This is a genomic window from Nocardioides gansuensis, from assembly GCF_003076135.1.
Lineage (GTDB): Bacteria > Actinomycetota > Actinomycetes > Propionibacteriales > Nocardioidaceae > Nocardioides > Nocardioides gansuensis.
Map to the genome: position 1 here is coordinate 278,836 of NZ_QDGZ01000007.1, position 21,374 is coordinate 300,209.

The following is a 21,374-nucleotide window of genomic DNA, read 5'->3' on the forward strand; positions in this document are numbered from 1 at the left end:
ATCCGGGGCCTCGACGGAGCCGAGCGAGGCACCAGCGAGCGACCGAGGGCGCCCATCCGGGGCCCCGACGGAGCCGTCGGCCACCTGGACGCACGGGCCCTCGGCCCACCATGCGCCGAGCAGCTCGAGCACCTCGTCGCCGAGCGGGTTGACCCCCGGACCCATGGCGAGCGACTGGCCGGCCAGGACGTGGAGGCACTTGACCCGGTCGGGCATGCCGCCCGCGGAGATGCCGTCGATCTCGGCGACCTCCCCGAGCTGACGGCGGTAGGCGAGGTAGCGCTCGTGGGCGGCGCGGTAGGCCGCCGCGAGCTCGGGGTCCTCCCCGAGTCGCTCCTGCATCTCCCTCATCAGGCCGGAGCCCTCGAGGGTGCCGATCCGCGACGCCGCGCGGGGGCAGGTGAGGTAGAAGGTCGTCGGGAACGGCGTGCCGTCCGGGAGCCTCGGCTCGGTCGTGACGACGTCGGGGTTGCCGCAGGCGCAGCGGTGCCCGACGGCATGGATGGCGCGCGGTGACCGGCCCAGCTGGGCCTCGACCGCCGCCTCGTCAGCGGGATCGATCACCGGGCGCCTGCTGGGTGGTGCCGTCGATCTTGTCGGCCGGGCCGGAGTCCGGAGCCGGGGGGTTGCCCGCCAGCTCGACCGAGTCCCAGGCGTCGGACCACCACGGGGTCGGCACGGTCTTCACGACGTCTCCCGGGTCGTGGAGGGTCGCCTGGCTCTCCAGCGGCCGGCCGTTCTCGTCGAGCACCTGGAAGCCGGTCTCCCCCGGCATCAGGTAGCCGAACCGGGCGCGCGCCTGGGCGCGGACGTAGGCCGGGTCGGACCAGCGCTGCTTCTCTCGCTCGAGCTCGTTGATGCTCGCCTCCCGCTCGGCGATCGCCTGCTTGAGGTCACCGATGTGGGAGCGCTGCTGGATGTAGGCGCGCAGCGACGAGGCGTAGGAGACGGTGAGCACGGCGAGCACGAGCACCAGGATCGCGGCCCGGCCGGTGAGCCGGGGCCGGCGCGACGCACTCTCCGGGGCGGCGGGACGAGGCGCGGCGGCGCGGGGACGCGGGCGCATGCCCGGTCGTGTGCTGCCGCCGGGCCCGCCCCGAGGAGTGCGTCGCTGGGAAGGCATGGGCCCAGTCTGCCCCGGTCAGTCTGCGAATCGCGGGAACGCCGCCGCCCCGGCGTAGCGGGCTGCGTCACCCAGCTCGTCCTCGATGCGGAGCAGCTGGTTGTACTTCGCGACGCGCTCGGAGCGAGCGGGGGCACCCGTCTTGATCTGGCCGCAGTTGGTGGCGACGGCCAGGTCGGCGATGGTGGTGTCCTCGGTCTCGCCGGAGCGGTGGCTCATCATGCAGCGGAAGCCGTTGCGGTGCGCGAGGTCGACCGAGTCGAGGGTCTCGGTGAGCGAGCCGATCTGGTTGACCTTCACCAGCAGCGCGTTGGCCTGGCCGCCGCTGATGCCGCGCTGGAGGCGCTCGACGTTGGTGACGAAGAGGTCGTCGCCGACGAGCTGGACCAAGCTGCCGAGCTGGTCGGTCATGGCCTTCCAGCCCTCCCAGTCGTCCTCGTCGAGCGGGTCCTCGATCGAGACGATCGGGTAGGCGGCCGCGAGCTCGGCGTAGTAGTCGATCATCTCGGCCGACGTCTTCTTCTGGCCCTCGAACGTGTACTTCTTCTTGTCGTGGAACTCCGACGCGGCCACGTCGAGAGCCAGCGCGAAGTCCTTGCCGAGCTTGAAGCCGGCGCTCTTGACCGCCTCGGCGATCAGGTCGAGGGCAGCGCGGTTGGACTCGAGGTCGGGCGCGAAGCCGCCCTCGTCGCCGACGCCGGTGGCGAGTCCCTTCTTCTTCAGCACGGCCTTGAGCGCGTGGTAGACCTCGGCGCCCTGCTGGAGCGCCTCGGAGAAGGTGGCCGCGCCGATGGGCGCGATCATGAACTCCTGCACGTCGACGTTGGTGTCGGCGTGGGCGCCGCCGTTGAGGATGTTCATCATCGGCACGGGCAGCACGTGGGCGTTGGGGCCGCCGACGTAGCGGTAGAGCGGCAGGCCGGCCGACTCCGACGCCGCGCGCGCCGTGGCGAGCGAGGCACCGAGGATGGCGTTGGCGCCGACCTTCGCCTTGTTGGGGGTGGCGTCGAGGTCGAGCATCGCCTGGTCGACGAGGCGCTGGTCGTCGGCCTCGAGGCCCACGATCGCGCCCGAGATGCCCTCGGCGACGGCCTTCACGGCCTTCTGCACGCCCTTGCCGCCGTAGCGCTTGCCGCCGTCGCGGAGCTCGACGGCCTCGAACGCGCCGGTGGAGGCGCCGCTCGGGACCGCGGCGCGACCGAACGCGCCGTCCTCGAGCAGGACCTCGACCTCCACGGTGGGGTTGCCACGCGAGTCGAGGATCTCGCGGGCGCCGACAGCTGCGATGGATGCCACGGGGTGCTCCTGGGGTGAGACGGATGGGGTACGGCGCGAAGCCGGCGCCAGCCTAGCCGTGCGCCGACCCGCGGCGGCTCCCCCGGTTCGGCCGCTGGTACTACCGACCGGTCACCTCGCCGCGACTCAGGGCTGGCGCGGGAAGCGGGCCACCAGTTCCCCGACCACCTCGTCGAGCGGGCGGGAGCTGTCGACCTCCACGCCCTCCTCGTCGGGGCCGAGCGGCTCGAGCGTCTCGAACTGGGAGTCCAGGAGCGACCTGGGCATGAAGTGCTCCCGCTCGGCCATCCGCCGGGCGAGCACCTCCTTGTCGCCGACGAGGTGCACGAAGACCGTGTCGGGGGCGGCCTCGCGCAGCACGTCGCGGTAGGCCCGCTTGAGGGCCGAGCACGTGAGGACGGTGGACCGTCCCTGCCCGGCGCGTTCACGGGTCCACTCGGCCAATGACCGCAGCCACGGCCAGCGGTCCTCGTCGGTGAGCGGGACGCCGGCGCGCATCTTGCGCACGTTGGCCTCCGGGTGGAAGTCGTCGCCCTCGGCGAAGTCGTAGCCCAGCCGCTCGGCCACCGGCCGGCCGACTGCGCTCTTGCCGGTCCCGGACACGCCCATGAAGACCAGGTGCCGGGCGCGGGGCTCGTCGCCCGCCGCGGCGACCACCCGGCGAACGGCACCGCGCAGCGCCTGCTCGGGATCGACGCCCGCCTCGCGGGCCTCGGCCACCAGGGCGAGCAGCCGGTCGCCGAGGTCATCCTCGGGGGAGCCGGGTGGTCTCGAGGCTCGCTCCGGTCGTGCCTCGACCCCGGAGGGTGCACGTCCCGCGCGCTCGAGCCGGTCGAGCACCTTGTCGGCGAGCAGCAGGGCCGGCAGCCCGGGCGGCAGGCCGTCGAGCACCGACGAGCGCTGCTTCTCCGCAGCCTTCTGCCGCTCCCAGACCTCGAGCACCTCGGCGGCGTCGAGGGCCGAGGCGTCGCCGAAGACGTGGGCGTTGCGGCGCCGCATCTTCTCGGTGATGTCGCGGGCGACGTCGTCGAGGGTGAAGTCGCCGTGCTCCTCGGCGATCACGGCGTGGAAGTAGACCTGCAGCAGCAGGTCGCCCAGCTCCTCACGGAGGTGGGCGGCGTCGCCGGTGTCGATCGCCTCGAGCGTCTCGTGCGCCTCCTCGAGGAGGTAGCGCGCCAGGGACCGGTGGGTCTGCTCGCGCTTCCAGTGGCACTCCGTGCGGAGCAGCCGCATCACCTCCAGGAACTCCAGGAGGGGCGGCTGCTCAGCCATGGCGACGCAGTGGCATCGGGGTCCTCAGCCGCAGCGCTGCGAGGCGGGCAGGGACGCGGCGTAGCTGGGGTCGGGCTCGGAGGCCTGGCCCAGCTTGGCGAGGTCGCTGACCGCGACGGAGAGGCTGGTGTCGGTCGGCACGAGCGCCCCGTCGCTGAACTCCAGGCCGTACTGCGGGTCGATCTCGATGCCGTGCTGGTCGGGCCACGTCGCGAACACGTCGTTGCCGGCCTGCGAGACCTGCTCGGCCGTCGGCTCGGCGAAGCCCTCCTCCTCCAGCTTCGCGCGGCCGACCTGCTCCACCACCGCGGTGGCGAGCGCGTCGGCCGTCATCACCTCGACGTAGCTCTCGCGCACGTTCTCGGGCAGGCCCGCGACGCTGCGCGACCGCTCGGCGACCTCGCGCTCGTAGGTCGGGCCCGGCTCCACGCCGTACTGCTCGGCGATCTGGCGCGCCTGGGCGCGCAGGGACAGCAGCTGCACGACGCCCTGACGGATGAAGGACATCGGCACGACGGTGCTCTGCGCGCGGAAGTCCTCCTCGAGCGCCTCGCACATGTGAGCCGCGGTCCGGTCGACGTGCGCGGCGGAGATGGTCTGGTCGCCGACCGCCACAGCCACCCCTGGGCCCGAGGTCCCGCCGGCGCAGCCGGTCAGCAGCAGTCCGCCGAGACCGAGGGCCGCCCCGGTCATCCAGGTCTTGCTCACGCGTTACTCCTGTGTGCTTCGCTCTGTCGATCAAGAGTGGGGGTCGATCAAGAGGAGGGGTCGATCACGGTGTCCAGCACGCCGCGCGCCCATTCAAGCAGGGCGATCCCCTGGATGGGGCGCCCCCCGACAGCTGCGGTCTGGGGCCGCGGCACCAGCACGGTCTTCACCGGCGCCTTGACGATGCTCCTGGGATAGAGGCGGTTGAGGCGTACGACGCGGGAGTCGGGCAGCTCGACGGGCGCGAACCTGACGTACTTGCCGGCCAGGGTGACCTCGCCGACGCCCGCCGCCCGAGCGCGGGCCCGGAACCGGGCCACGATGAGCAGCGACTCGACGACGTCCGGCGGGGTGCCGTAGCGGTCGAGCATCTCCTCGCGGATGAGGTCGACGTCGTCGGCGGAGCGCACCTCGGAGAGTCGCTTGTACATCTCCAGCCGCAGCCGCTCCGAGGGGATGTAGTCGTGCGGCAGGTGGGCGTCGACCGGCAGCTCGATGCGCACCTCCTGGAGCTCAGGCTCCTTGTCGCCCTTGAAGTCCTGCACGGCCTCCCCGACGAGCCGCACGTAGAGATCGAAGCCGACGTCGGCGATGTGGCCGCTCTGCTCGCCGCCGAGCAGGTTGCCGGCGCCGCGGATCTCCAGGTCCTTCATCGCGATCGCCATGCCGCCGCCGAGGTCGGAGTGCTGGGCCAGAGTGGCGAGCCGCTCGTGGGCGGTCTCGGTGAGCGGCTTCTCGGCCGGGTAGAGGAAGTAGGCGTAGGCACGCTCGCGGGACCGGCCGACGCGGCCGCGCAGCTGGTGCAGCTGGCTCAGGCCCAGGGTGTCGGCGCGCTCGATGATCATCGTGTTGGCGTTGGAGACGTCGAGGCCCGACTCGACGATCGTCGTGCACACGAGCACGTCGAAGCTCTTCTCCCAGAAGTCGAGCATCACGCGCTCCAGGGCGTGCTCCCCCATCTGGCCGTGGGCCGTGGCGACGCGCGCCTCGGGCACGAGCTCGCGGATCCGGGCGGCGGCCTTCTCGATCGACTGCACGCGGTTGTGGATGTAGAACACCTGCCCGTCGCGCAGCAGCTCGCGGCGGATCGCGGCGACCACCTGCCTGTCCTCGTAGGCACCGACGTAGGTGAGCACCGGGTGCCGCTCCTCCGGCGGGGTGGTGATCGTCGACATCTCCCGGATGCCGGTGACGGCCATCTCCAGGGTGCGCGGGATCGGGGTCGCGCTCATGCTGAGCACATCGACGGACGTGCGCAGCCGCTTCATCTGCTCCTTGTGCTCGACACCGAACCGCTGCTCCTCGTCGACGACGATCAGCCCGAGGTCCTTGAAGCGGATGTCGGGGTTGAGCAGCCGGTGGGTGCCGACCACGACATCGACCGCGCCGGTGGCCAGGCCGTCGATGACCTCGCGGGCCTCCTTGTCGGTCTGGAAACGCGAGAGACCCTTGAGCACCACCGGGAAGCCGGTCATCCGCTCGGTGAACGTCGACAGGTGCTGGGTGACCAGCAGCGTGGTCGGCACCAGCACGGCGACCTGCTTGCCGTCCTGCACCGCCTTGAAGGCAGCCCGCACCGCGATCTCCGTCTTGCCGTAGCCGACGTCCCCGCAGACCAGCCGGTCCATCGGCACGGTGCGGCGCATGTCGGCCTTCACCTCGTCGACCGTGCTCAGCTGGTCGGGGGTCTCGGTGAAGGGGAAGGCGTCCTCGAGCTCGCGCTGCCAGGGCGTGTCCGGGCCGTAGGCGTGGCCCTGGGTGGCCTGGCGAGCCGCGTAGAGCTTGATCAGCTCGGCGGCGATCTCGCGGACCGCCTTGCGTGCCCTGTTCTTGCGCTTCGTCCAGTCGCCGCCGCCGAGGCGGTCGAGGCTGGGCTGCTCGCCGCCGACGTAGCGGGTGACCTGGTCGAGGCTGTCGGCCGGCACGAAGAGGCGGTCCGGCGGGGCGCCACGCTTGCTCGCGCCGTACTCCAGGACGAGGTATTCCCGCGTCGCGCCGCCGATCTCGCGCTGCATCATCTCCACGAAGCGCCCCACGCCGTGCTGCTCGTGCACGACGTAGTCGCCGGCCTTGAGCTCGAGCGGGTCGATCTGGCGCTTGCGGCGGGTAGGCATCTTCCGCATGTCGCGGGTGGACGCCCGCTGGCCCGACAGGTCCTCCCCCGTCAGGACGACGACCTTCGTGACCGGGTCGACGAAGCCGTGCGCGAGCGCCCCGCACGTCACGGTGACGACGTCGTCCGCCAGGCCACCCTCCTCGGCGAGGCGGGCCGCGACGTCGTGCTCGCCCAGCAGCTCGACCATGCGCTGGGCGGGACCGTGGCCGGGGTGCACGACGGTGACCCGGTCGCCGTCTGCGAGCCAGGCCCGGATGTCCGCGACGGCCTTCTCCAGGTCGCCGCGGTAGGACTCCACCGGCTGGACGCCGATCGGTCGGGACGGGACGGTGGTCTCGACTTCGCTCGACCGGCCGGGATCGCTCGACCGGCCGGGATCGCTCGACCGGCCGAGGTCGCTCGATCGGCCGAGTTCGCTCGACCCGCCGGGATCCGACTCGATGCCGAAGGGGCTCACGCTCCACCACGCCTGCCCACGCCCGAGGGCGTGCAGGCGCACGTCGGCGACCTCGCGGTACGACGCGGTCGACAGGTCGATCGGCGCCGACCCGCCTCCCGCGGCGGCCGCCCAGCTGGCGCTGAGGAACTCCTCGCTCGTCGCCACCAGGTCGTGGGCACGGGTGCGGGCCCGCTCGGGATCGAGGACGAGCACGGTGGTGTCCTCGGGCAGCAGGTCGACCAGCAGCTCCATCTCGTCGACGAGCACCGGCGCGAGCGACTCCATGCCCTCGGCCGCGATGCCCGCGGCGATCTTGTCGGTGAGCTCGAGGAGCTGCGGGTGGCTGCGGCCCAGGTCGGCCGCGCGGCGGCGTACCTCGTCGGTCAGCAGCAGCTCGCGGCAGGGCGGCGCCCACAGCCGCTCCACCTTCTCCAGCGTGCGCTGGTCGGCCACGGAGAACGCACGGATCTCCTCGACGTCGTCACCCCAGAACTCCACCCGCAGCGGGTGCTCCTCCGTCGGTGGGAAGACGTCGACGATGCCGCCCCGGACCGCGAACTCGCCGCGCCTCTCGACCATGTCGACGCGTGAGTACGCCGCGTCTGCGAGGCCGCGGACGACGTCCTCCAGCGGCAGGGAGTCGCCGGGCGCGAGCTCGACCGGCGCCAGGTCGGCCAACCCCTTGACCTGCGGCTGCAGGACCGAGCGCACCGGCGCGACGACCACCCGCAGCGGACCGTTGGAGACGTCGTCGCCGGGGTGGCGCAGCCGGCGCAGCACCGCGAGGCGCCGGCCGACCGTGTCCGAGCGCGGGCTCAGCCGCTCGTGGGGCAGCGTCTCCCAGCTCGGGTAGAGCGCGACGGTGTCGGGGTCGACGAGGTCGCCCAGCTCGGTGACCAGGTCCTCGGCCTCCCGGGAGGTGGCGGTCACGGCGAGCACCGTGCGCCCGGCGTCGACGAGGCCCTTGACCACCACCGGGCGGATCGCGGGAGGCCCGGTGAGGTCCAGCGCGCTGACGTCGCGGGCGTCGGCCATCGCCTCCGCCAGCACCGGGCCGCCCAGCACTGCCTCGGCGGCGGCCACGAGGGGGCCAACCACGGCTGCGGACTGGCTGGTGGCGGTCATGGGTCCTCCCGGGCGCACGCGTTGAACCCCCGTCCGGGATGGGATGGGGGTTGGGCCAACGAGTCTACGTGCGCTTCCTGGTTTGGCCCGCCCCGGCAGCGGGTAGGGCCCAGCCAGCGGCAGCCTCCTGGGTGCCGCTCCTCATGTGGCGCCGCGAGGCGGCGTCCGTTCGAAAGGAGATACGGGGACATGCGCACCTCTCGTCTCATCGCCGGCCTGCTGAGCGCCGGGCTCCTCGGCCTCACCCCCGTCGCCGTCTCGGCGCCGGCCGGCGCCGCCACCACCTACGCGACCCAGGCGACGCTCACCCCCTCCGCCACGGCGGTGCAGTAGGGCGACACCCTCACCATGAACGGCGCGATCACCACCACCGCCGGCGGCAGCGTCTACTCCGGCTCGGCCACCCTGATGGTGAGCACCGTGAAGAGCCCCACCTGGACCGTGGTCGAGGTCGACGAGACCGCCGGCAGCTACTTCTTCTTCGACGTCAAGCCTGACTCCAACGCGATCTACAAGGTCGTCTACAGCGGTTCCTCGTCCACCAACGGCGACGTCTGGAGCCCGAGCGAGTCCCTCCCCGTGACCGTCGGGGTGCAGCGCAAGGTGACTGCGAGCACCAGGGGCACCACCTTCTTCGGCAAGGTCACGCCGGACTACACCAGGAAGCCCATCAAGGTCGAGCGCAAGTTGGGCAAGCAGTGGCGCAAGTACAAGACCATCAAGACCGACGCGCGCGGCAAGTGGCGCATCAAGCTGCCCGCGCCGAGCCGCAAGAAGACGTTCTGGCGCTTCACCGTCAAGGGCGACACCGCCTACCTGGGCTGGAGCAGCACGGGCTGGACCCGGCGCTACTGACCTCCTGAACCACCCGCCGACTCGGCGCGCCTGCACATCGCAGGGGCGCCGAGTCGGCTCATTTGCACGGTCGAGCCCGGGAAATTGATGCGCTCCCCGTTGTCCACGGCGCGTGCGACGGGGAGGCTGGCTGTCATGACTCGCCTCGCAGCAGTCGCCCTCGTCTCGGTGCTTGCGGTCTCCGGGTGCGGCGACGGCTCGCCCGCCCCGGTCGACTCTCCCGAGGCGGCCAGCTCGTCTGCCGCCCCGCGCGCCGGCGACTCCCCCACCGCCGAGCCGACAACATCGCCGGCCAAGGCCGTCGCCCCCGAGCTGCAGCCGGTCCTCGCCGGCCGCCCCGAGCGGCCCGACTCCGCCGCCGAGACGGCCCGCTTCATCATCGCCGCACAGCGCGTCATCCATGACAGCGAGTCGAGCGGCGAGCTCGTGGCCGCGGCAGGCCACACCGAGCAGCTGGCCTACCAGGAGCTCAGCGGCCGCCCCGCGTGGGACGCGAAGGTCCTGGCGCGCGTGCCCGCGGCCCTGCGCCGCGTCGTACGCGACAACGTCGCCGCCCTCCGCGCCTTCCGCTCCATGCATCCCACCGCGCACTCCGAGCTCGCCGACGAGCTGCCGGTCTGGCGCGTCGTGGAGCCCATCGCCCGGCGGTCGCTGCGGGCGATGTACGGCGAGGCGGAGCGGCGCTACGGCATCGACTGGGAGTACCTCGCCGCCATCAACATGGTCGAGACCACCTTCGGCCGGATCCGCGGCACCTCGGTGGCCGGCGCCCAGGGGCCGATGCAGTTCATACCCGGGACCTGGGACATGTACGGCGAGGGCGGCGACGTCCACGACCCGCGCGACGCGATCATGGCGGCCGCCCGCCTGCTGCGCGCGAACGGGTTCGCCCGCGACAAGGCCGCCGCGCTCTACCGCTACAACAACTCCACGGCGTACGTGAAGGGCGTGACCCTGCACGCGGAGATCATGCGCAGCCGGCCGCGCGCGTTCCGCGGCTACCACCAGTGGCAGGTCTACTACCTCACCCGGCGCGGGAGCGTCTGGCTGCCCACTGGCTACGCCTCGACCCGGCCGATGCCCGTCGACCGCTACCTCGAGCGGCACCCGGAGCGGCTGCCCGGCTGACCGCGACGGTCAGTCGATGCCGTGCCGCTTGACGAAGTCGATGATCTGCTCGGCCAGCTCGGGGCGGCAGACGATCAGGTCCGGCAGCGAGGTCTCAGCCTCGTTGTAGACCAGCGGTGACCCGTCGACCCGGCTGCAGTGCAGCCCGGCCGCCTCGGCGACGGCGACGGGGGCGGCGTTGTCCCACTGGTACTGCCCGCCTGCGTGGACGTAGGCGTCGGCGACGTCGCGCACGACGCTCATCACCTTGACGCCGGCGGAGCCCATCGGCACCAGCTCGGCGTCGATCTCCGCGGCGAGGGCCTCCACGAACGCGGGCGGACGGGTGCGGCTCACCGCGATGCGCGGACGGTCGGACGTGCGGGCAGGTACGACGCGGGGCGCGGCCGTGGAGAACGTCTCGCCGAGCGCCGGCTGGGCGACGGCGCCGGCAACGAGCCGCCCGTCCTGCCACAGGGCCACGTGCACGGCCCAGTCGTCGCGCGGGGGCTCGGAGAACTCACGCGTCCCGTCGAGGGGATCGATGATCCACACCCGGGACGCCTCGAGGCGCGTGCTGTCGTCGGCCGCCTCCTCGCTGAGGACCGCGTCACCGGGGCGGTGCTCGGCCAGCAGGCCCGCCAGCACCGCCTGCGCGGCCGCGTCGCCGGCGTCCTTGAGGGCCTTGCCCTCGAGCCCCTCGACACGCACCCGGAGCAGGGCTGCACCGGCCTGCTCGGCGGCCCACACCGCGAAGTCATGGTCGTCGAGGGTGCTGGGGTCCAGGGTCATCGCATCGGCGTCGCTCACGCCGGTCACCCTATCGGGGGCCATCCCCGAGCCCCATCCGGTGCGCGATCACCACGGCGGCGAGCTGCGAGTGCACGCCGAGCTTGTGCCGTACGGACTTGATCTGGCTGCGCACCGTGCCCTCCGTGCGGCCGACGATCTCGCTCACCTCCCGCACCCGATGCCCTGCGGCGAGGAGCTCGAGCACCTGCAGCTCCCGTGGGGACAGCCGTGCGAACCGTGCCTCGATGTCCGACCGCTCGTCCGTCCAGGAGGTGTGCTCCTGCAGCGCGTGCTCGCGCACTTCCGGCTGCATCATGTCTGCACCCCTGCCGGCCAGGGCGATCACCTCCTCGACCTTCTCGAGCGAGGACTCGCCCGGCAGGATCGCCGCCACGCCGTGGTCGAGCAGGGCGCCCCAGGCGCGATCAGGCGGGTGCGTGGTGATGACCATGCAGCGGGCCCGGGTGCCGGAGACCAGGGAGAGGATCTGTTCCACTGCCGACTCGTCCTCGAGCTCGTCCAGGACGATCATCAGGTCGTCCTCGGCAGCCTGACGCACCATCCGCGTGCTCGCGGCGGCGTCGTCACCCGCCCACACCAGTGCGACCACGTCCCTGCCGCGGCTGGCCAGGGCTGCGGCGACGGCCTGGGCGACGAGCGGAAGCCGGGACAGCACCAGGATCCGGCCCACCCCGTGCGACGCCGCAGGGTGGGCGCGCGGCGTCGGCTTCGTCATCATGGGCCCTTCCACGAGACCGACCTTGCGGCCCGCTCCTACCCAAGGATCCACCCGCACAGTCACGGGGCGCGCCCCTCGCGGAGGAACCTGCACTGAATTGGGGATGGCCCAGACGATCGCCGGTCTTTACAGGTATAGACAAGTTCGCGCGAACCATTGCCTCAAATTGGGTAACCGCCGACGATCGAAGGTAGTGGAGCGGATCGGGCCGTACGTTTCTTCAAAACGGGGCACGATTCGGTCTCGGACTGATTTCGCCGCCCTTGTGCACATGGGACTTTCGGGCCTTTGAGGGAGGGCGAGCTCGCGTGGGTCAGACTGGGCACCCCCAGGCTTCGGGGCGCTGGACGCGAACACTGGCGGCGACGACCCTGGTCGGCGCCGCCATCTTGATACTGGTGGTCTCGGGTTCGGCGGGCGCGGGGACTCACGCGCTGCGTCTGGGGGCTGGAGGAGTGCTGTTCCTCGCCAGCCTGGTGTTCTACTTCTTCTGGCGGGTGCAGCCGACGTCCGCCCGCGCCTGGACGGTCGGCGCGGCCATCCTGCTGGCCACGCAGGTGCTCGCGCGCGCCGGGATCGACTCGGCGACGCAGGGAGATCCCCTCACGCGGGGCGAGTGGCGTGGCGTGCTCGACCTCGCCACGTGCGCGGTCACGATGGCGCTGCTCATCGCGGCGTCCCGCACCCGGTTCACGCCGGACCCGTTGCTGCTCGGCGTCGGGCTCGGCGTGCTGCTCAGCGCGGGGCGCGTGATCGGGCTCTTCGTGTCAGGGCCGCACAACATGTCGGAGATCGAAGCCATCTCGATGGCCGCGGTGGTGCTGCTCGGCTACGTCGTGCTGGGCCGGGAGATGTGGCGGGACGCGGGGCTCCCCAGGGCGAGCCGCGCCCGGCTGTCTGCCGCCACGGTGCTCATCGGGATCGGACACGTCACCAGCGTCTGGACCGCGCAAAGCTGGCTGCCCGACGCCGCCCTCAACCTGGCCATCACCGCCGTCGCCTTCCTCTGGCTGCACTCCGCCCTCCTGCTCCTCGGCCGGGCGTTCGAGGACCAGCGCGACCACTACGCCCGGCTCGAGAGGGACCTCGACCGGACCGAATCAGATGCCCGGCACTCACGCGAGCTGCTGCACGAGGTCCGGAGCATGGTGGCCGGGATCGCCTGCGCAACGCGGCTGCTCCACGACCACGACATCCACGACACGGTCCGGCTGCGGCTGGAGCTCACCCTCCGGGCCGAGCTCGCGCGGCTCGAGCGCCTGCTCTCCGAGCGCCATTCTGCGGAAAGTGCGGTCGACCTCGACCGGACCCTCGACGTGGTCTTCGAGGCCCACCGCGCCCGCGGCCGCATGATCGAGTGGCAGCCGAGCGGCGCACACGTGCGGTGCCGCCCCGACGACGTCGCCGAGGTGATGGACATCCTGCTCGACAATGCGGCCACCCACGGCCAGGGGTCAGCGAGCCGGATCGAGGTCTCACCGGGCGACGACGAGGTGCGGATCACGGTGACCGATCACGGTCCCGGAGTGCCCGACGAGGTGCGGGACCACCTCTTCGACTGGGGCGTCCGAGGCTCCCGCTCACCCGGCGAGGGCATCGGCCTGCACCGCGCGAGGCAGCTGCTGGCGGAGCAAGGTGGACAGCTGACCCTTGCCCACGCTGAGCCCGACGGCTCGTCGTTCGTCATCCGCCTCCCGGCCGCGCGGACCCCTGAGGATGACGATGACCCCGCCGGGAGATAGCCGTCCCAGCAACCGGGTGCTGATCATCGAGGACCACGTCCTCTTCGCGGAGTCGCTGGAGCTGGCGCTCTCCCTGGAGGGCTACGACGTACGCCGGCTCGCACTGCCGGAGGTCGGCGGCTCGATGACCACGCTGTGCTCCCTGGCGCTGCGCAGCAACGCCCGGATCATCCTGCTCGACCTGGACCTCGGCCGCTTCGGAGACGGCATGACGCTCATCGGCCGACTGGCACGTGCAGGCGCCAACGTCGTGGTGGTGACCGCCTCGCAGGACAAGGGCCGCTGGGGGGCCTGCATGCGCCTGGGCGCGCGCAAGGTCATCTCCAAGGCCCGCCCGCTCCAGGAGACGCTGGCCGCGGTGCGCCGGCTGCACCAGGGTCTGCCCGTGACGACTGCCGCCGAGCTGGAGGACCTGCTCGACGCCTGGCGCAAGGACCGGATGGAGACCGAGGAGCTGCATGCGCGGCTCGAGCTGCTCACTCCCCGGGAGAAGGACGTGCTGGGCCAGCTGGTCGAGGGCTTCAGCGTGCGCGACATCGCCCAGCGCGGCGTCGTCTCCGAGGCGACCGTGCGCACGCAAGTGAAGTCGATCCTGGCCAAGCTCCAGGTCTCCTCCCAGATCGCGGCCGTGGGGCTCGCCCACCGGGTCGGCTGGCTCCACCCCAGCATCTAACCTGCTCCGGGGCCTGACCGTTCGCGAGATCGCCAGGCAGAACGGGGTCGCGGAGGCGACGGCTATCCCCGCGCCTCCGCGACCGCCTCGGCGAGCACGTCGACCACGCGCTCCTGCATCCGCTCGGTCAGGTGGGGGTACATGGGCAGCGAGAGGATCTCGCCGGCCGCCCGCTCGGCCACCGGCGCGCTGCCTGGCCCCAGGTCGAGGTCCTGGTAGGCCGGAGTGAGGTGCACCGGGGTCGGGTAGTGCACGCCCGCCCCGATCCCCGCCCGCGCGAGGGAGGCCAGCACGTTGTCGCGGTCGCGGACGCGGACCACGTAGAGGTGCCAGACGTGCCGTCCCACGACGGGCTGCCTGGGGCGGACAACGCCGGGGACGCCGGCGAGCAGCTCGTCGTAGCGCTGGGCAGCGCGGCAGCGCAGGTCGTTCCACTTCTCCAGCCGGTCGAGCTTCGCACGCAGGTAGACGGCCTGGACGGAGTCGAGGCGTGAGCTCATGCCGACGACCTGGTGGACGTAGCGGGCCCGTGAGCCGTGGGCGCGCAGCAACCTCACCTGGGCCGCGAGGTGGGGATCGTCGGTCGTCACGGCGCCTGCGTCCCCCGCCGCCCCGAGGTTCTTGCCCGGGGAGAGGCTGGTCGCCGCGATGTGGCCCAGCGCTCCCACGTACCGGTCGTCCAGGCGGGCACCCTGGGCATGGGAGGCGTCCTCGACGAGGGGCAGGGCATGGGCGCGGCAGATGTCGGTGAGTGACTCGACCGGCGCGACCTGGCCGAACAGGTGCACCGCGACGACCGCCCGGGTGCGCGGGGTCAGCGCCTCCTCGACGGCAGCCGGGTCGACGAGGAGGTGGACGTCGTCGACGTCCACGGGCACGGGGACGGCGCCGATCCGCGCCACCGCCTCCGCGGTCGCGATGAACGTGTTGGCCGGGAGCACGACCTCGGCCCGGGGTCCGACCCCGACCGCGCGCAGGGCCAGCTCCAGCGCGTCGGTGCCGTTGGCCACGCCCACGCAGTGCCGTACGCCGAGGAACGCGGCGTACGCGTGCTCGAACTCGGCGACGGGCGGGCCGTCGACGAACGAGGTCTCGGCGAAGACCGCCTCCAGCCCGGCCTGCACCTCGCTGGCGATCTCGGCGTGCTGGGCAGCCAGGTCGACGAACGGCACCTTCATGACACGACCTCCGTCCGGCTCCTCAGCGGACCGGCACCGGCACCCGGCGGCCTCGGTGTGCCGGGTGCCGATGCGCGGCCCGGATGCCGCGCCGGGCGGAGATGCCGGCCCCCGCCAGTGGGCCAGCATCTCCTCCCTGTTCCATGGGCTGCGCGGCGAACTCCGCGGCTGGGCTCCATACAGCAACCCCTTGCTCTTGGTGCGCCCCCGCTAAGGGGCGCACTTTCATCGTCCGAGCCGCGGGGCAGCCGCGGGGTGGCCGGCGGGGGCAATCGCCAATATTGGTGAGCGGTCAGGAGTTGAACCGCTGCTGCGTCTTCTCGAGGCCCTCGGTGACCAGGCACTCGACCGCATCGGCGGCATCCATCACCTGGAACGGCAGGTCCTTGCGCTCGGCAGTGGAGTAGTTGCTCAGCACGAAGTCGGCCACGTCCTGGCGTCCCGGGGGGCGTCCGATCCCCGCCCGCACGCGGTGGAAGTCGCCCGTGCCGAGCGAGGAGCGCATGGACCGCAGCCCGTTGTGGCCGTTGTCGCCGCCTCCGAGCTTGATCCGCAGCGTGCCGAAGGCGATGTCGAGCTCGTCGTGGATCGCGACGATCCGCTCGGGGGGCACCTTGTAGAACGTCGCCAGCGCCTTCACGGGCCCGCCCGACTCGTTCATGTAGCAACGCGGACGGGCAAGTACGACGCGTGGGCCGGGCACGCCCGGTGGGGTCAGCCTGCCCTCGACCACGTCGGCGCGACCGGTCTTGTGCGCGCGGAACGAGGCCCCCATCCGGCTCGCCAGCTCGTCGGTGACGAGGTAGCCGACGTTGTGCCGGTGCCCGGCGTACGCCGGTCCGGGGTTGCCGAGGCCGACCACCAGCCAGACGTCGTCGCTCACGCCGCACATCCTCTCAAATGCCGAGTCGGCGCATCTGCACACCCGAAATGCACCGAGTCGGCGCATCTGCACACACTCGCTGTGCAGATGCGCCGACTCGAGGGGTTGTCAGCGCGCAGACGCGCCGACTCACTCCTCGGAGGCGGGCTCCTCGGCGGGGGCCTCCTCGGCGGCGGCCTCGGCCTCGGGCTCCTCGTGGACGATGCCGACCTCGGCCTCGGCCTCCTCCAGCTCGGCCTCGAGGGCCTCGGCGGAGATCTGCTGGGTCACGTTGACGACCAGCAGCTCCTCGTCGGAGAGGAGGGTGCTGCCGGCGGGCAGCTCGACGTCCTTGGCGAGGATCTGGGTGCCGGCCTCGGCGCCCTCGACCGACACCTCGAAGAACTCGGGGATGTGCGTGGCCTCGGCCTCGATCTGGAGGGTGGTGTTCTCGTTGACCACCAGGGTCTCGGCGGCGGCGTCACCGACCACGTGGATCGGGACGTCGACGGTGACCTTCTCGCCACTCTTGACGGCGATGAAGTCGACGTGCTCGATGACGCGGCGGATCGGGTCGACCTGCACGTGCTTGGTCAGCGCGAGCTGCGAGGTGCCGTCGATGTCGAGGTCGAGCAGGGCGTTGGCGCCACCGTGCTTGATCGCCATCATCGTCGCGTGGCCCGGCAGGGTCACGTGGACCGGGTCGTGGCCGTGGCCGTAGACGACCGCGGGGATCTTGTTGTCGCGACGGATGCGGCGGGCCGCACCCTTGCCGAACTCGGTGCGCTGCTCGGCGGTGATCTTCTCGGCGGACATGCTGTTCTCCTCAGTGTGTGATCCAGGGGCCCCGGGACGACGAGAGCCGCGCATCCGGACCTGGACGCGCGGCTCTGACAGCTCGCGGGCCCTGTCGATCACGGAGCGGAAGCTCCCTCGCCGAGGCAACCCGAGAACTCTAGACGCCACCGGCCGTGCCGGCCAAACCGCGAGGGGCCTCGAAATAGACTCGGCCTCGTCCGCCCGAGCGGTTCCGCCGACCAAGGAGTCACGACATGACCGGCAGCGCACACGACCCGATGGGCCGCCGGGCACACGAGGTGCCCCCCGGAGTCCCCCGGTGGGTCAGGCTCCTGGCGCTCGGGCTGGTAGTGGCGCTGGTCGCGGTGGTGGTGGTCATGCTCCTGGTCGGCGGCGAGCACGGCCCTGGGAGGCACGGCGGATGATGTCCGCGGGGCTCCGGAGGCTGATGCTGACGGTGCATGTGGGGAGCTCGGTCGGCTGGCTCGGCGCGATCGCGGCGTACATCTCCCTCAACGTGCCCGCCCTGGCCAGCGGGGACGACCAGGCCGTCCGCGCGGCCTACCTGATGATGGACGTCGTCATGCGCTATGCCCTGGTCCCGCTCGCGACCTTGTCGCTTGTGACCGGCGTCGTCCAGGCGCTCGGGACGCCCTGGGGCCTGTTCCGGCACTACTGGGTGACGATCAGCCTGGCCCTGACCACCTTCGCGTTCGTGATCCTCGTGCTGCACCTGCCGGCCGTCGGCGAGATGGCGCGGACAGCCGCCGATCCGGAGACGGACGTGAGCCACCTCGGCGGCGACCTCCTCCACTCCATCGGCGGACTGGCCGTCCTCCTGGTCCCGCTCGGGCTGAACATCTACAAGCCCCGGGGGCTCACGCGATACGGCTGGCGACGCACGCGCCAGATTTCCGGGTGAGCCGGGGCGGGGCCCGCACCTAGGGTGGCCCCGTGTCCCTCACCCTCACCGAGGCCCGCGAGCGCGCGGCCCTGATCAGCCAGGTCTCCACCCAGGTCCACCTCGACCTCACCAGCGCCGACGACTTCGGCGTGGAGGCGACCGTCCGGTTCGCCTGCGCGGTGCCGGGCGCCGAGACGTTCCTCGAGCTCAAGGACGCCACCGGGGTCACGGTCACCCTCAACGGCAGCCCGCTGGACGCGTTGTACGACGGCCGCCGCATCGCCCTGCCCGGCCTGGCTGTGGAGAACGAGGTGACCGTGACGGGGCGGCTGCCCTACGTCACCGATGGCGACGGCATGAACGTGCTGGTCGACCCGGCGGACGGCGAGCGATACGTGTGTGCCCTGACCGCGATGGACATCGCGCAGAAGGTCCTCCCCTGCTTCGACCAGCCCGACCTCAAGACGACGTTCGCGGTCGAGGTCACGGCGCCGGCCCACTGGTCGGTCGTGGCCAACGGGGTCTCGACTTCGCTCGACCGTCCGGAGGGTCGAGCGGAGTCGAGACCCAGGACCTGGACGTTCGCGCCGACGCCGCCCATCTCGACGTACCTCTTCGTCGTCTGCGGCGGCCCGTGGGTGTCGTTCACGTGGGACGAGCCCTACGGCGACGGCACCCTTCCCTTCGGCTGGCACGCGCGCGCCTCGCAGCGCGCCGAGCTCGAGCGCGACGCCGACGAACTGCGGACCGTGACCTCGCGCTGCTTCCAGCACTACACGTCCGTCTTCGACGAGCCCTACCCGTTCGACGACTTCCAGCAGGTCTTCGTGCCGGGCCTGAACTGGGGCGCCATGGAGTTCCCCGGCTGCGTGGCCTACCGCGACGAGATGCTCAGCCCCGGCGAGCCGACCGCGATGGAGCGGCACTGGCGCACGTCGGTGATCGCCCACGAGATGGCGCACATGTGGTTCGGCGACCTGGTCACGATGCGCTGGTGGGAGGACTCCTGGCTCAACGAGTCCTTCGCGGAGTACATGGGCTTCCAGGTCGCGGACGCCGCCGCCGGAGCGGCCAACTCGTGGACGGCCGTGGCCCTCGCCCGCAAGCCCACGGCCTACCGGGCCGACCTCCGCCGCTCGACCCATCCCATCGCCGAGGACGCCGAGGCGCTGGTCGACGTCGACACCGCCTTCAACAACTTCGACATGATCACCTACGCCAAGGGGATGGCGGCGCTGCGCCAGCTGGTGGTGTGGCTGGGCGAGGACGACTTCCTCGCCGGTGTCAACAAGCACCTGACCGCCCACGCCTTCGGGAACGCCACCCTCGCCGACTTCCTCGACGCCCTCGACTCCGCGACCGACCGCGACGTGCGCGCGTGGGCCGGGGCCTGGCTGCGGACCACCGGCTTCGACCGGATCGTGGTGACCCGCGACGGCGGCGTGCCGGTGCTGACGCGGGTCGGGTCGCGGCCGCACCGCTTCACCGTCGCGGCGTACGACGAGGCGCTGGGGCTCGTGGGCGAGCGTCTCGTCGACCTCGCGGACTCCCCCGTCGCGCTGCCGGAGTTCGCAGGCCGGGTGGTGCTGCCCAACGCGCTCGACGAGACCTACGCCGCCCTCGAGCCCGACGACGCCTCCTGGCAGGCGCTGGTCGACGGCCTGCCCGCGATCGACACGTCGCTGACCCGGGCGCTCGTCTGGGCGACCGCCGGGCACCTGGCCGAGTCGGGGCTGATGCCGGTGGCCGACCTCGTCGCGATGGCCGGGCGCCACCTCGCCGTCGAGCAGGACGCGACCGTCTTCGAGGCGGCCCTCGTCCTCGTGCTGCGCGTGCTGCGGCGGCAGGGCGACCCGGCGACCCTGGGCGGGCAGCTGGCCGACGTGGCGGGGCTCGCCGAGGGCGTGCTGCGCGACGGGCCGTCGACGCTGGCCCCGGCCGCCGCCCGCGCGCTGGCACGCACCAGCGCCTCCGTGGCGCAGCTCGCGGCCTGGCTCGACGGCGGGGGTGGCCTCCCCGAGGCCGACCAGGACGTCCGCTGGCTGCTCGTGCAGCGGCTCGCCTCCCTCGGCGACGGCAGCCGGATCGACGCGGAGGCCGCGCGCGACCGCACCTCCTCCGGAGCCCACGCGGCCCTCACGGCCCGGGCCTCGGTGCCGACCGTCGAGGCCAAGGAGTCGGCCTTCGTGCGCATGGTCAGCGGTGAGCTGTCCAACCGGGAGCTGAGCGCGATCGCGCATGGCCTCTGGGCGTGGGAGCACGCCGATCTCGTCGCGCCCTATGTGCCGCGCTACCTCAGCGACGGCCTCGACCTGGCTTGGAGGTCCGGCCAGGCGATGGGCGGTGTCATCGGCGACGCGTTCCCCTGGCTGCCGATGTCGCACGACGCCCGCCGGGAGCTGCGGTCCGCGCTCGCTGACACCCTGGCCGGCGACGTACCGACCGTGCTCCGGCGTGAGTGGGACGACCACCTCGACGACCTCGACCGGGTGATCGCGGCTGTGACGGGATCACCGGATATCCGGTGAACCTGGCGGTTCTGAGGAGTTGCCACTCCTGAGAACCGCCGACATCCCGGATATCCGGGGGTTCTGCCCTGCCCTCAGGCGTGGCCGTCGAACATCGAGGTCACGGAGCCGTCCTCGAAGACCTCGCGGATGGCCCGTGCGATCAGCGGCGCGATCGAGAGGGTCGTGAGCTTGTCGAACTGGCGGTCGGGGGCGACCGGCAGGGTGTTGGTCACGACGATCTCGGTGGCCGAGGAGTTCTTGAGCCGGTCGACCGCGGGGTCGGACAGGATCGGGTGGGTCGCGGCGATGATCACGCCCGCGGCACCTGCCTCCACGCACGCCTCGGCGGCCTTCACGATCGTGCCGCCGGTGTCGATCATGTCGTCGGTCAGGATGCAGATGCGGTCCTTGACGTCACCGACGACGCGGTTGGCGACGGTCTCGTTGGGCCGGTCCGTACGCCGCGTCTTGTGGATGAACGCCAGCGGCACTCCCCCGAGGCGGGCCGACCAGCGCTCGGCGACCTTGATCCGGCCGGCGTCCGGCGAGACCACGGCGAGCTGCTGGTCGCCGTACTTGTCACGCACATAGTCGGTGAGGATCGGCAGCGCCATCAGGTGGTCGACGGGGCCGTCGAAGAAGCCCTGGATCTGGTCGGCGTGGAGGTCGACGGTGATCAGCCGGTCGGCGCCGGCGGTCTTGAAGAGGTCGGCGACCAGCCGCGCGGAGATCGGCTCGCGACCGCGGTGCTTCTTGTCCTGGCGGCCGTAGCCGTAGAACGGCATGACCACGGTGATCCGCTTGGCGCTCGCGCGCTTGAGCGCGTCGACCATGATCAGGTGCTCCATGATCCACTCGTTGATCGGAGCCGTGTGGCTCTGGATCACGAAGGCGTCACACCCGCGCACCGACTCCTCGTAGCGGACGTAGAGCTCGCCGTTGGCGAAGGCGTACGCCGACTGCGGCACCAGCCCGCACTCGAGCAGCTCGGCGACCTCTTCCGCCAGCTGGGGATGGGCCCGGCCGCTGAAGACCATCAGGTTCTTCTCGGTCGTCCGCTTCATTCCGCTCACGCGCTGGAGCTCCTCGCCTCGCCGGTGGCTACGACCTGATTCTCGCCCACGGACGCTGCATG

General features: G+C 71.9%; 19 protein-coding genes and 1 pseudogene. 8 read left to right on the forward strand and 12 right to left on the reverse strand.

All coding sequences use genetic code 11. From position 1 onward, the window contains the following. Window positions 1-90: 90 nt before the first annotated feature. The 6 genes and pseudogenes from DDE18_RS23780 to mfd all read right to left on the reverse strand — a co-directional run. A pseudogene (locus tag DDE18_RS23780) lies at window positions 91-564 on the reverse strand (DUF501 domain-containing protein); the annotation flags it as partial. Further along, the gene (locus DDE18_RS17230) at window positions 548-1,066 is read right to left on the reverse strand and encodes an FtsB family cell division protein (protein WP_245916808.1); all 519 of its coding nucleotides are present in this window, start codon (window positions 1,064-1,066) and stop codon (window positions 548-550) included. The pseudogene DDE18_RS23780 and the gene DDE18_RS17230, both read right to left, overlap by 17 nt. Window positions 1,067-1,141: 75 nt before the next feature. Further along, a complete protein-coding gene (eno, locus tag DDE18_RS17235; RefSeq protein WP_116573488.1) occupies window positions 1,142-2,419 on the reverse strand; it encodes a phosphopyruvate hydratase in 1,278 nt (425 codons plus the stop codon). 126 nt (window positions 2,420-2,545) lie between these two features. Then, entirely contained in the window at window positions 2,546-3,691 is a 1,146-nt protein-coding gene (locus tag DDE18_RS23785) for a gluconokinase, GntK/IdnK-type (RefSeq protein ID WP_245916810.1), read from the reverse strand. 24 nt (window positions 3,692-3,715) lie between these two features. After that, window positions 3,716-4,399 (reverse strand): hypothetical protein, encoded by a 684-nt coding sequence (locus DDE18_RS17250; protein ID WP_116573489.1) that lies wholly within the window; start codon window positions 4,397-4,399, stop codon window positions 3,716-3,718. 47 nt (window positions 4,400-4,446) lie between these two features. Then, window positions 4,447-8,079 (reverse strand): transcription-repair coupling factor, encoded by a 3,633-nt coding sequence (gene mfd, locus DDE18_RS17255; protein WP_116573490.1) that lies wholly within the window; start codon window positions 8,077-8,079, stop codon window positions 4,447-4,449. A gap of 189 nt (window positions 8,080-8,268) precedes the next feature. Between mfd and DDE18_RS23045 the strand changes: the two genes are divergently transcribed. From DDE18_RS23045 to DDE18_RS24085, 3 genes are all read left to right on the forward strand, one after another. Further along, entirely contained in the window at window positions 8,269-8,412 is a 144-nt protein-coding gene (locus DDE18_RS23045) for a hypothetical protein (RefSeq protein WP_165821214.1), read from the forward strand. A gap of 15 nt (window positions 8,413-8,427) precedes the next feature. Next, window positions 8,428-8,934: a hypothetical protein gene (locus DDE18_RS17260; protein ID WP_116573491.1), complete on the forward strand. Its 507-nt coding sequence runs from the start codon at window positions 8,428-8,430 to the stop codon at window positions 8,932-8,934. 135 nt (window positions 8,935-9,069) lie between these two features. After that, window positions 9,070-10,062, forward strand: coding sequence for a lytic transglycosylase domain-containing protein (locus tag DDE18_RS24085; protein ID WP_116573492.1), 993 nt, complete (start codon window positions 9,070-9,072; stop codon window positions 10,060-10,062). Window positions 10,063-10,071: 9 nt separating this feature from the next. Here the strand turns inward: DDE18_RS24085 and DDE18_RS17270 are convergent, their stop codons facing one another. Both DDE18_RS17270 and DDE18_RS17275 read right to left on the reverse strand, forming a co-directional pair. After that, window positions 10,072-10,851, reverse strand: coding sequence for a 3'(2'),5'-bisphosphate nucleotidase CysQ (locus tag DDE18_RS17270; protein ID WP_245916812.1), 780 nt, complete (start codon window positions 10,849-10,851; stop codon window positions 10,072-10,074). A gap of 10 nt (window positions 10,852-10,861) precedes the next feature. Next, entirely contained in the window at window positions 10,862-11,572 is a 711-nt protein-coding gene (locus tag DDE18_RS17275; RefSeq protein WP_116573493.1) for a helix-turn-helix transcriptional regulator, read from the reverse strand. 455 nt (window positions 11,573-12,027) lie between these two features. On the opposite strand from DDE18_RS17275, the gene DDE18_RS17280 reads away from it, so the two are divergent. After that, the gene (locus DDE18_RS17280) at window positions 12,028-13,314 is read left to right on the forward strand and encodes a sensor histidine kinase (protein ID WP_116573494.1); all 1,287 of its coding nucleotides are present in this window, start codon (window positions 12,028-12,030) and stop codon (window positions 13,312-13,314) included. Beyond that, window positions 13,295-13,987: a response regulator transcription factor gene (locus DDE18_RS17285; protein ID WP_116573495.1), complete on the forward strand. Its 693-nt coding sequence runs from the start codon at window positions 13,295-13,297 to the stop codon at window positions 13,985-13,987. Before DDE18_RS17280 ends, DDE18_RS17285 begins: the two co-directional genes overlap by 20 nt. A gap of 62 nt (window positions 13,988-14,049) precedes the next feature. Here DDE18_RS17285 and DDE18_RS17290 read toward each other — a convergent pair whose 3' ends face one another. The 3 genes from DDE18_RS17290 to DDE18_RS17300 form a co-directional block, all read right to left on the reverse strand. After that, on the reverse strand, window positions 14,050-15,165 hold the full coding sequence (locus DDE18_RS17290) for a DegT/DnrJ/EryC1/StrS family aminotransferase (protein WP_116573496.1): 1,116 nt from the start codon (window positions 15,163-15,165) through the stop codon (window positions 14,050-14,052). Between the two features lie 292 nt (window positions 15,166-15,457). Beyond that, entirely contained in the window at window positions 15,458-16,048 is a 591-nt protein-coding gene (gene pth, locus DDE18_RS17295; RefSeq protein ID WP_116573497.1) for an aminoacyl-tRNA hydrolase, read from the reverse strand. Between the two features lie 129 nt (window positions 16,049-16,177). Then, window positions 16,178-16,843, reverse strand: a complete 666-nt coding sequence (locus tag DDE18_RS17300) for a 50S ribosomal protein L25/general stress protein Ctc (RefSeq protein WP_116573498.1) — start codon at window positions 16,841-16,843, stop codon at window positions 16,178-16,180. 236 nt (window positions 16,844-17,079) lie between these two features. Here DDE18_RS17300 and DDE18_RS23055 point away from each other — a divergent pair, with 236 nt between their 5' ends. The 3 genes from DDE18_RS23055 to pepN are packed head-to-tail and all read left to right on the forward strand — an operon-like array spanning window position 17,080 to window position 20,257. Then, the gene (locus DDE18_RS23055; protein WP_165821192.1) at window positions 17,080-17,250 is read left to right on the forward strand and encodes a hypothetical protein; all 171 of its coding nucleotides are present in this window, start codon (window positions 17,080-17,082) and stop codon (window positions 17,248-17,250) included. A gap of 23 nt (window positions 17,251-17,273) precedes the next feature. Then, window positions 17,274-17,747, forward strand: coding sequence for a DUF2269 domain-containing protein (locus DDE18_RS17305; RefSeq protein WP_245916814.1), 474 nt, complete (start codon window positions 17,274-17,276; stop codon window positions 17,745-17,747). Between the two features lie 32 nt (window positions 17,748-17,779). After that, window positions 17,780-20,257 carry an aminopeptidase N gene (gene pepN / locus DDE18_RS17310; RefSeq protein ID WP_116573499.1) on the forward strand — a complete coding sequence of 826 codons (2,478 nt, stop codon included), beginning with the start codon at window positions 17,780-17,782 and terminating at the stop codon, window positions 20,255-20,257. A gap of 74 nt (window positions 20,258-20,331) precedes the next feature. On the opposite strand, the gene DDE18_RS17315 is transcribed toward pepN, so the two are convergent. Next, on the reverse strand, window positions 20,332-21,303 hold the full coding sequence (locus tag DDE18_RS17315) for a ribose-phosphate diphosphokinase (RefSeq protein WP_116573500.1): 972 nt from the start codon (window positions 21,301-21,303) through the stop codon (window positions 20,332-20,334). Between the last annotated feature and the right edge of the window lie 71 nt (window positions 21,304-21,374).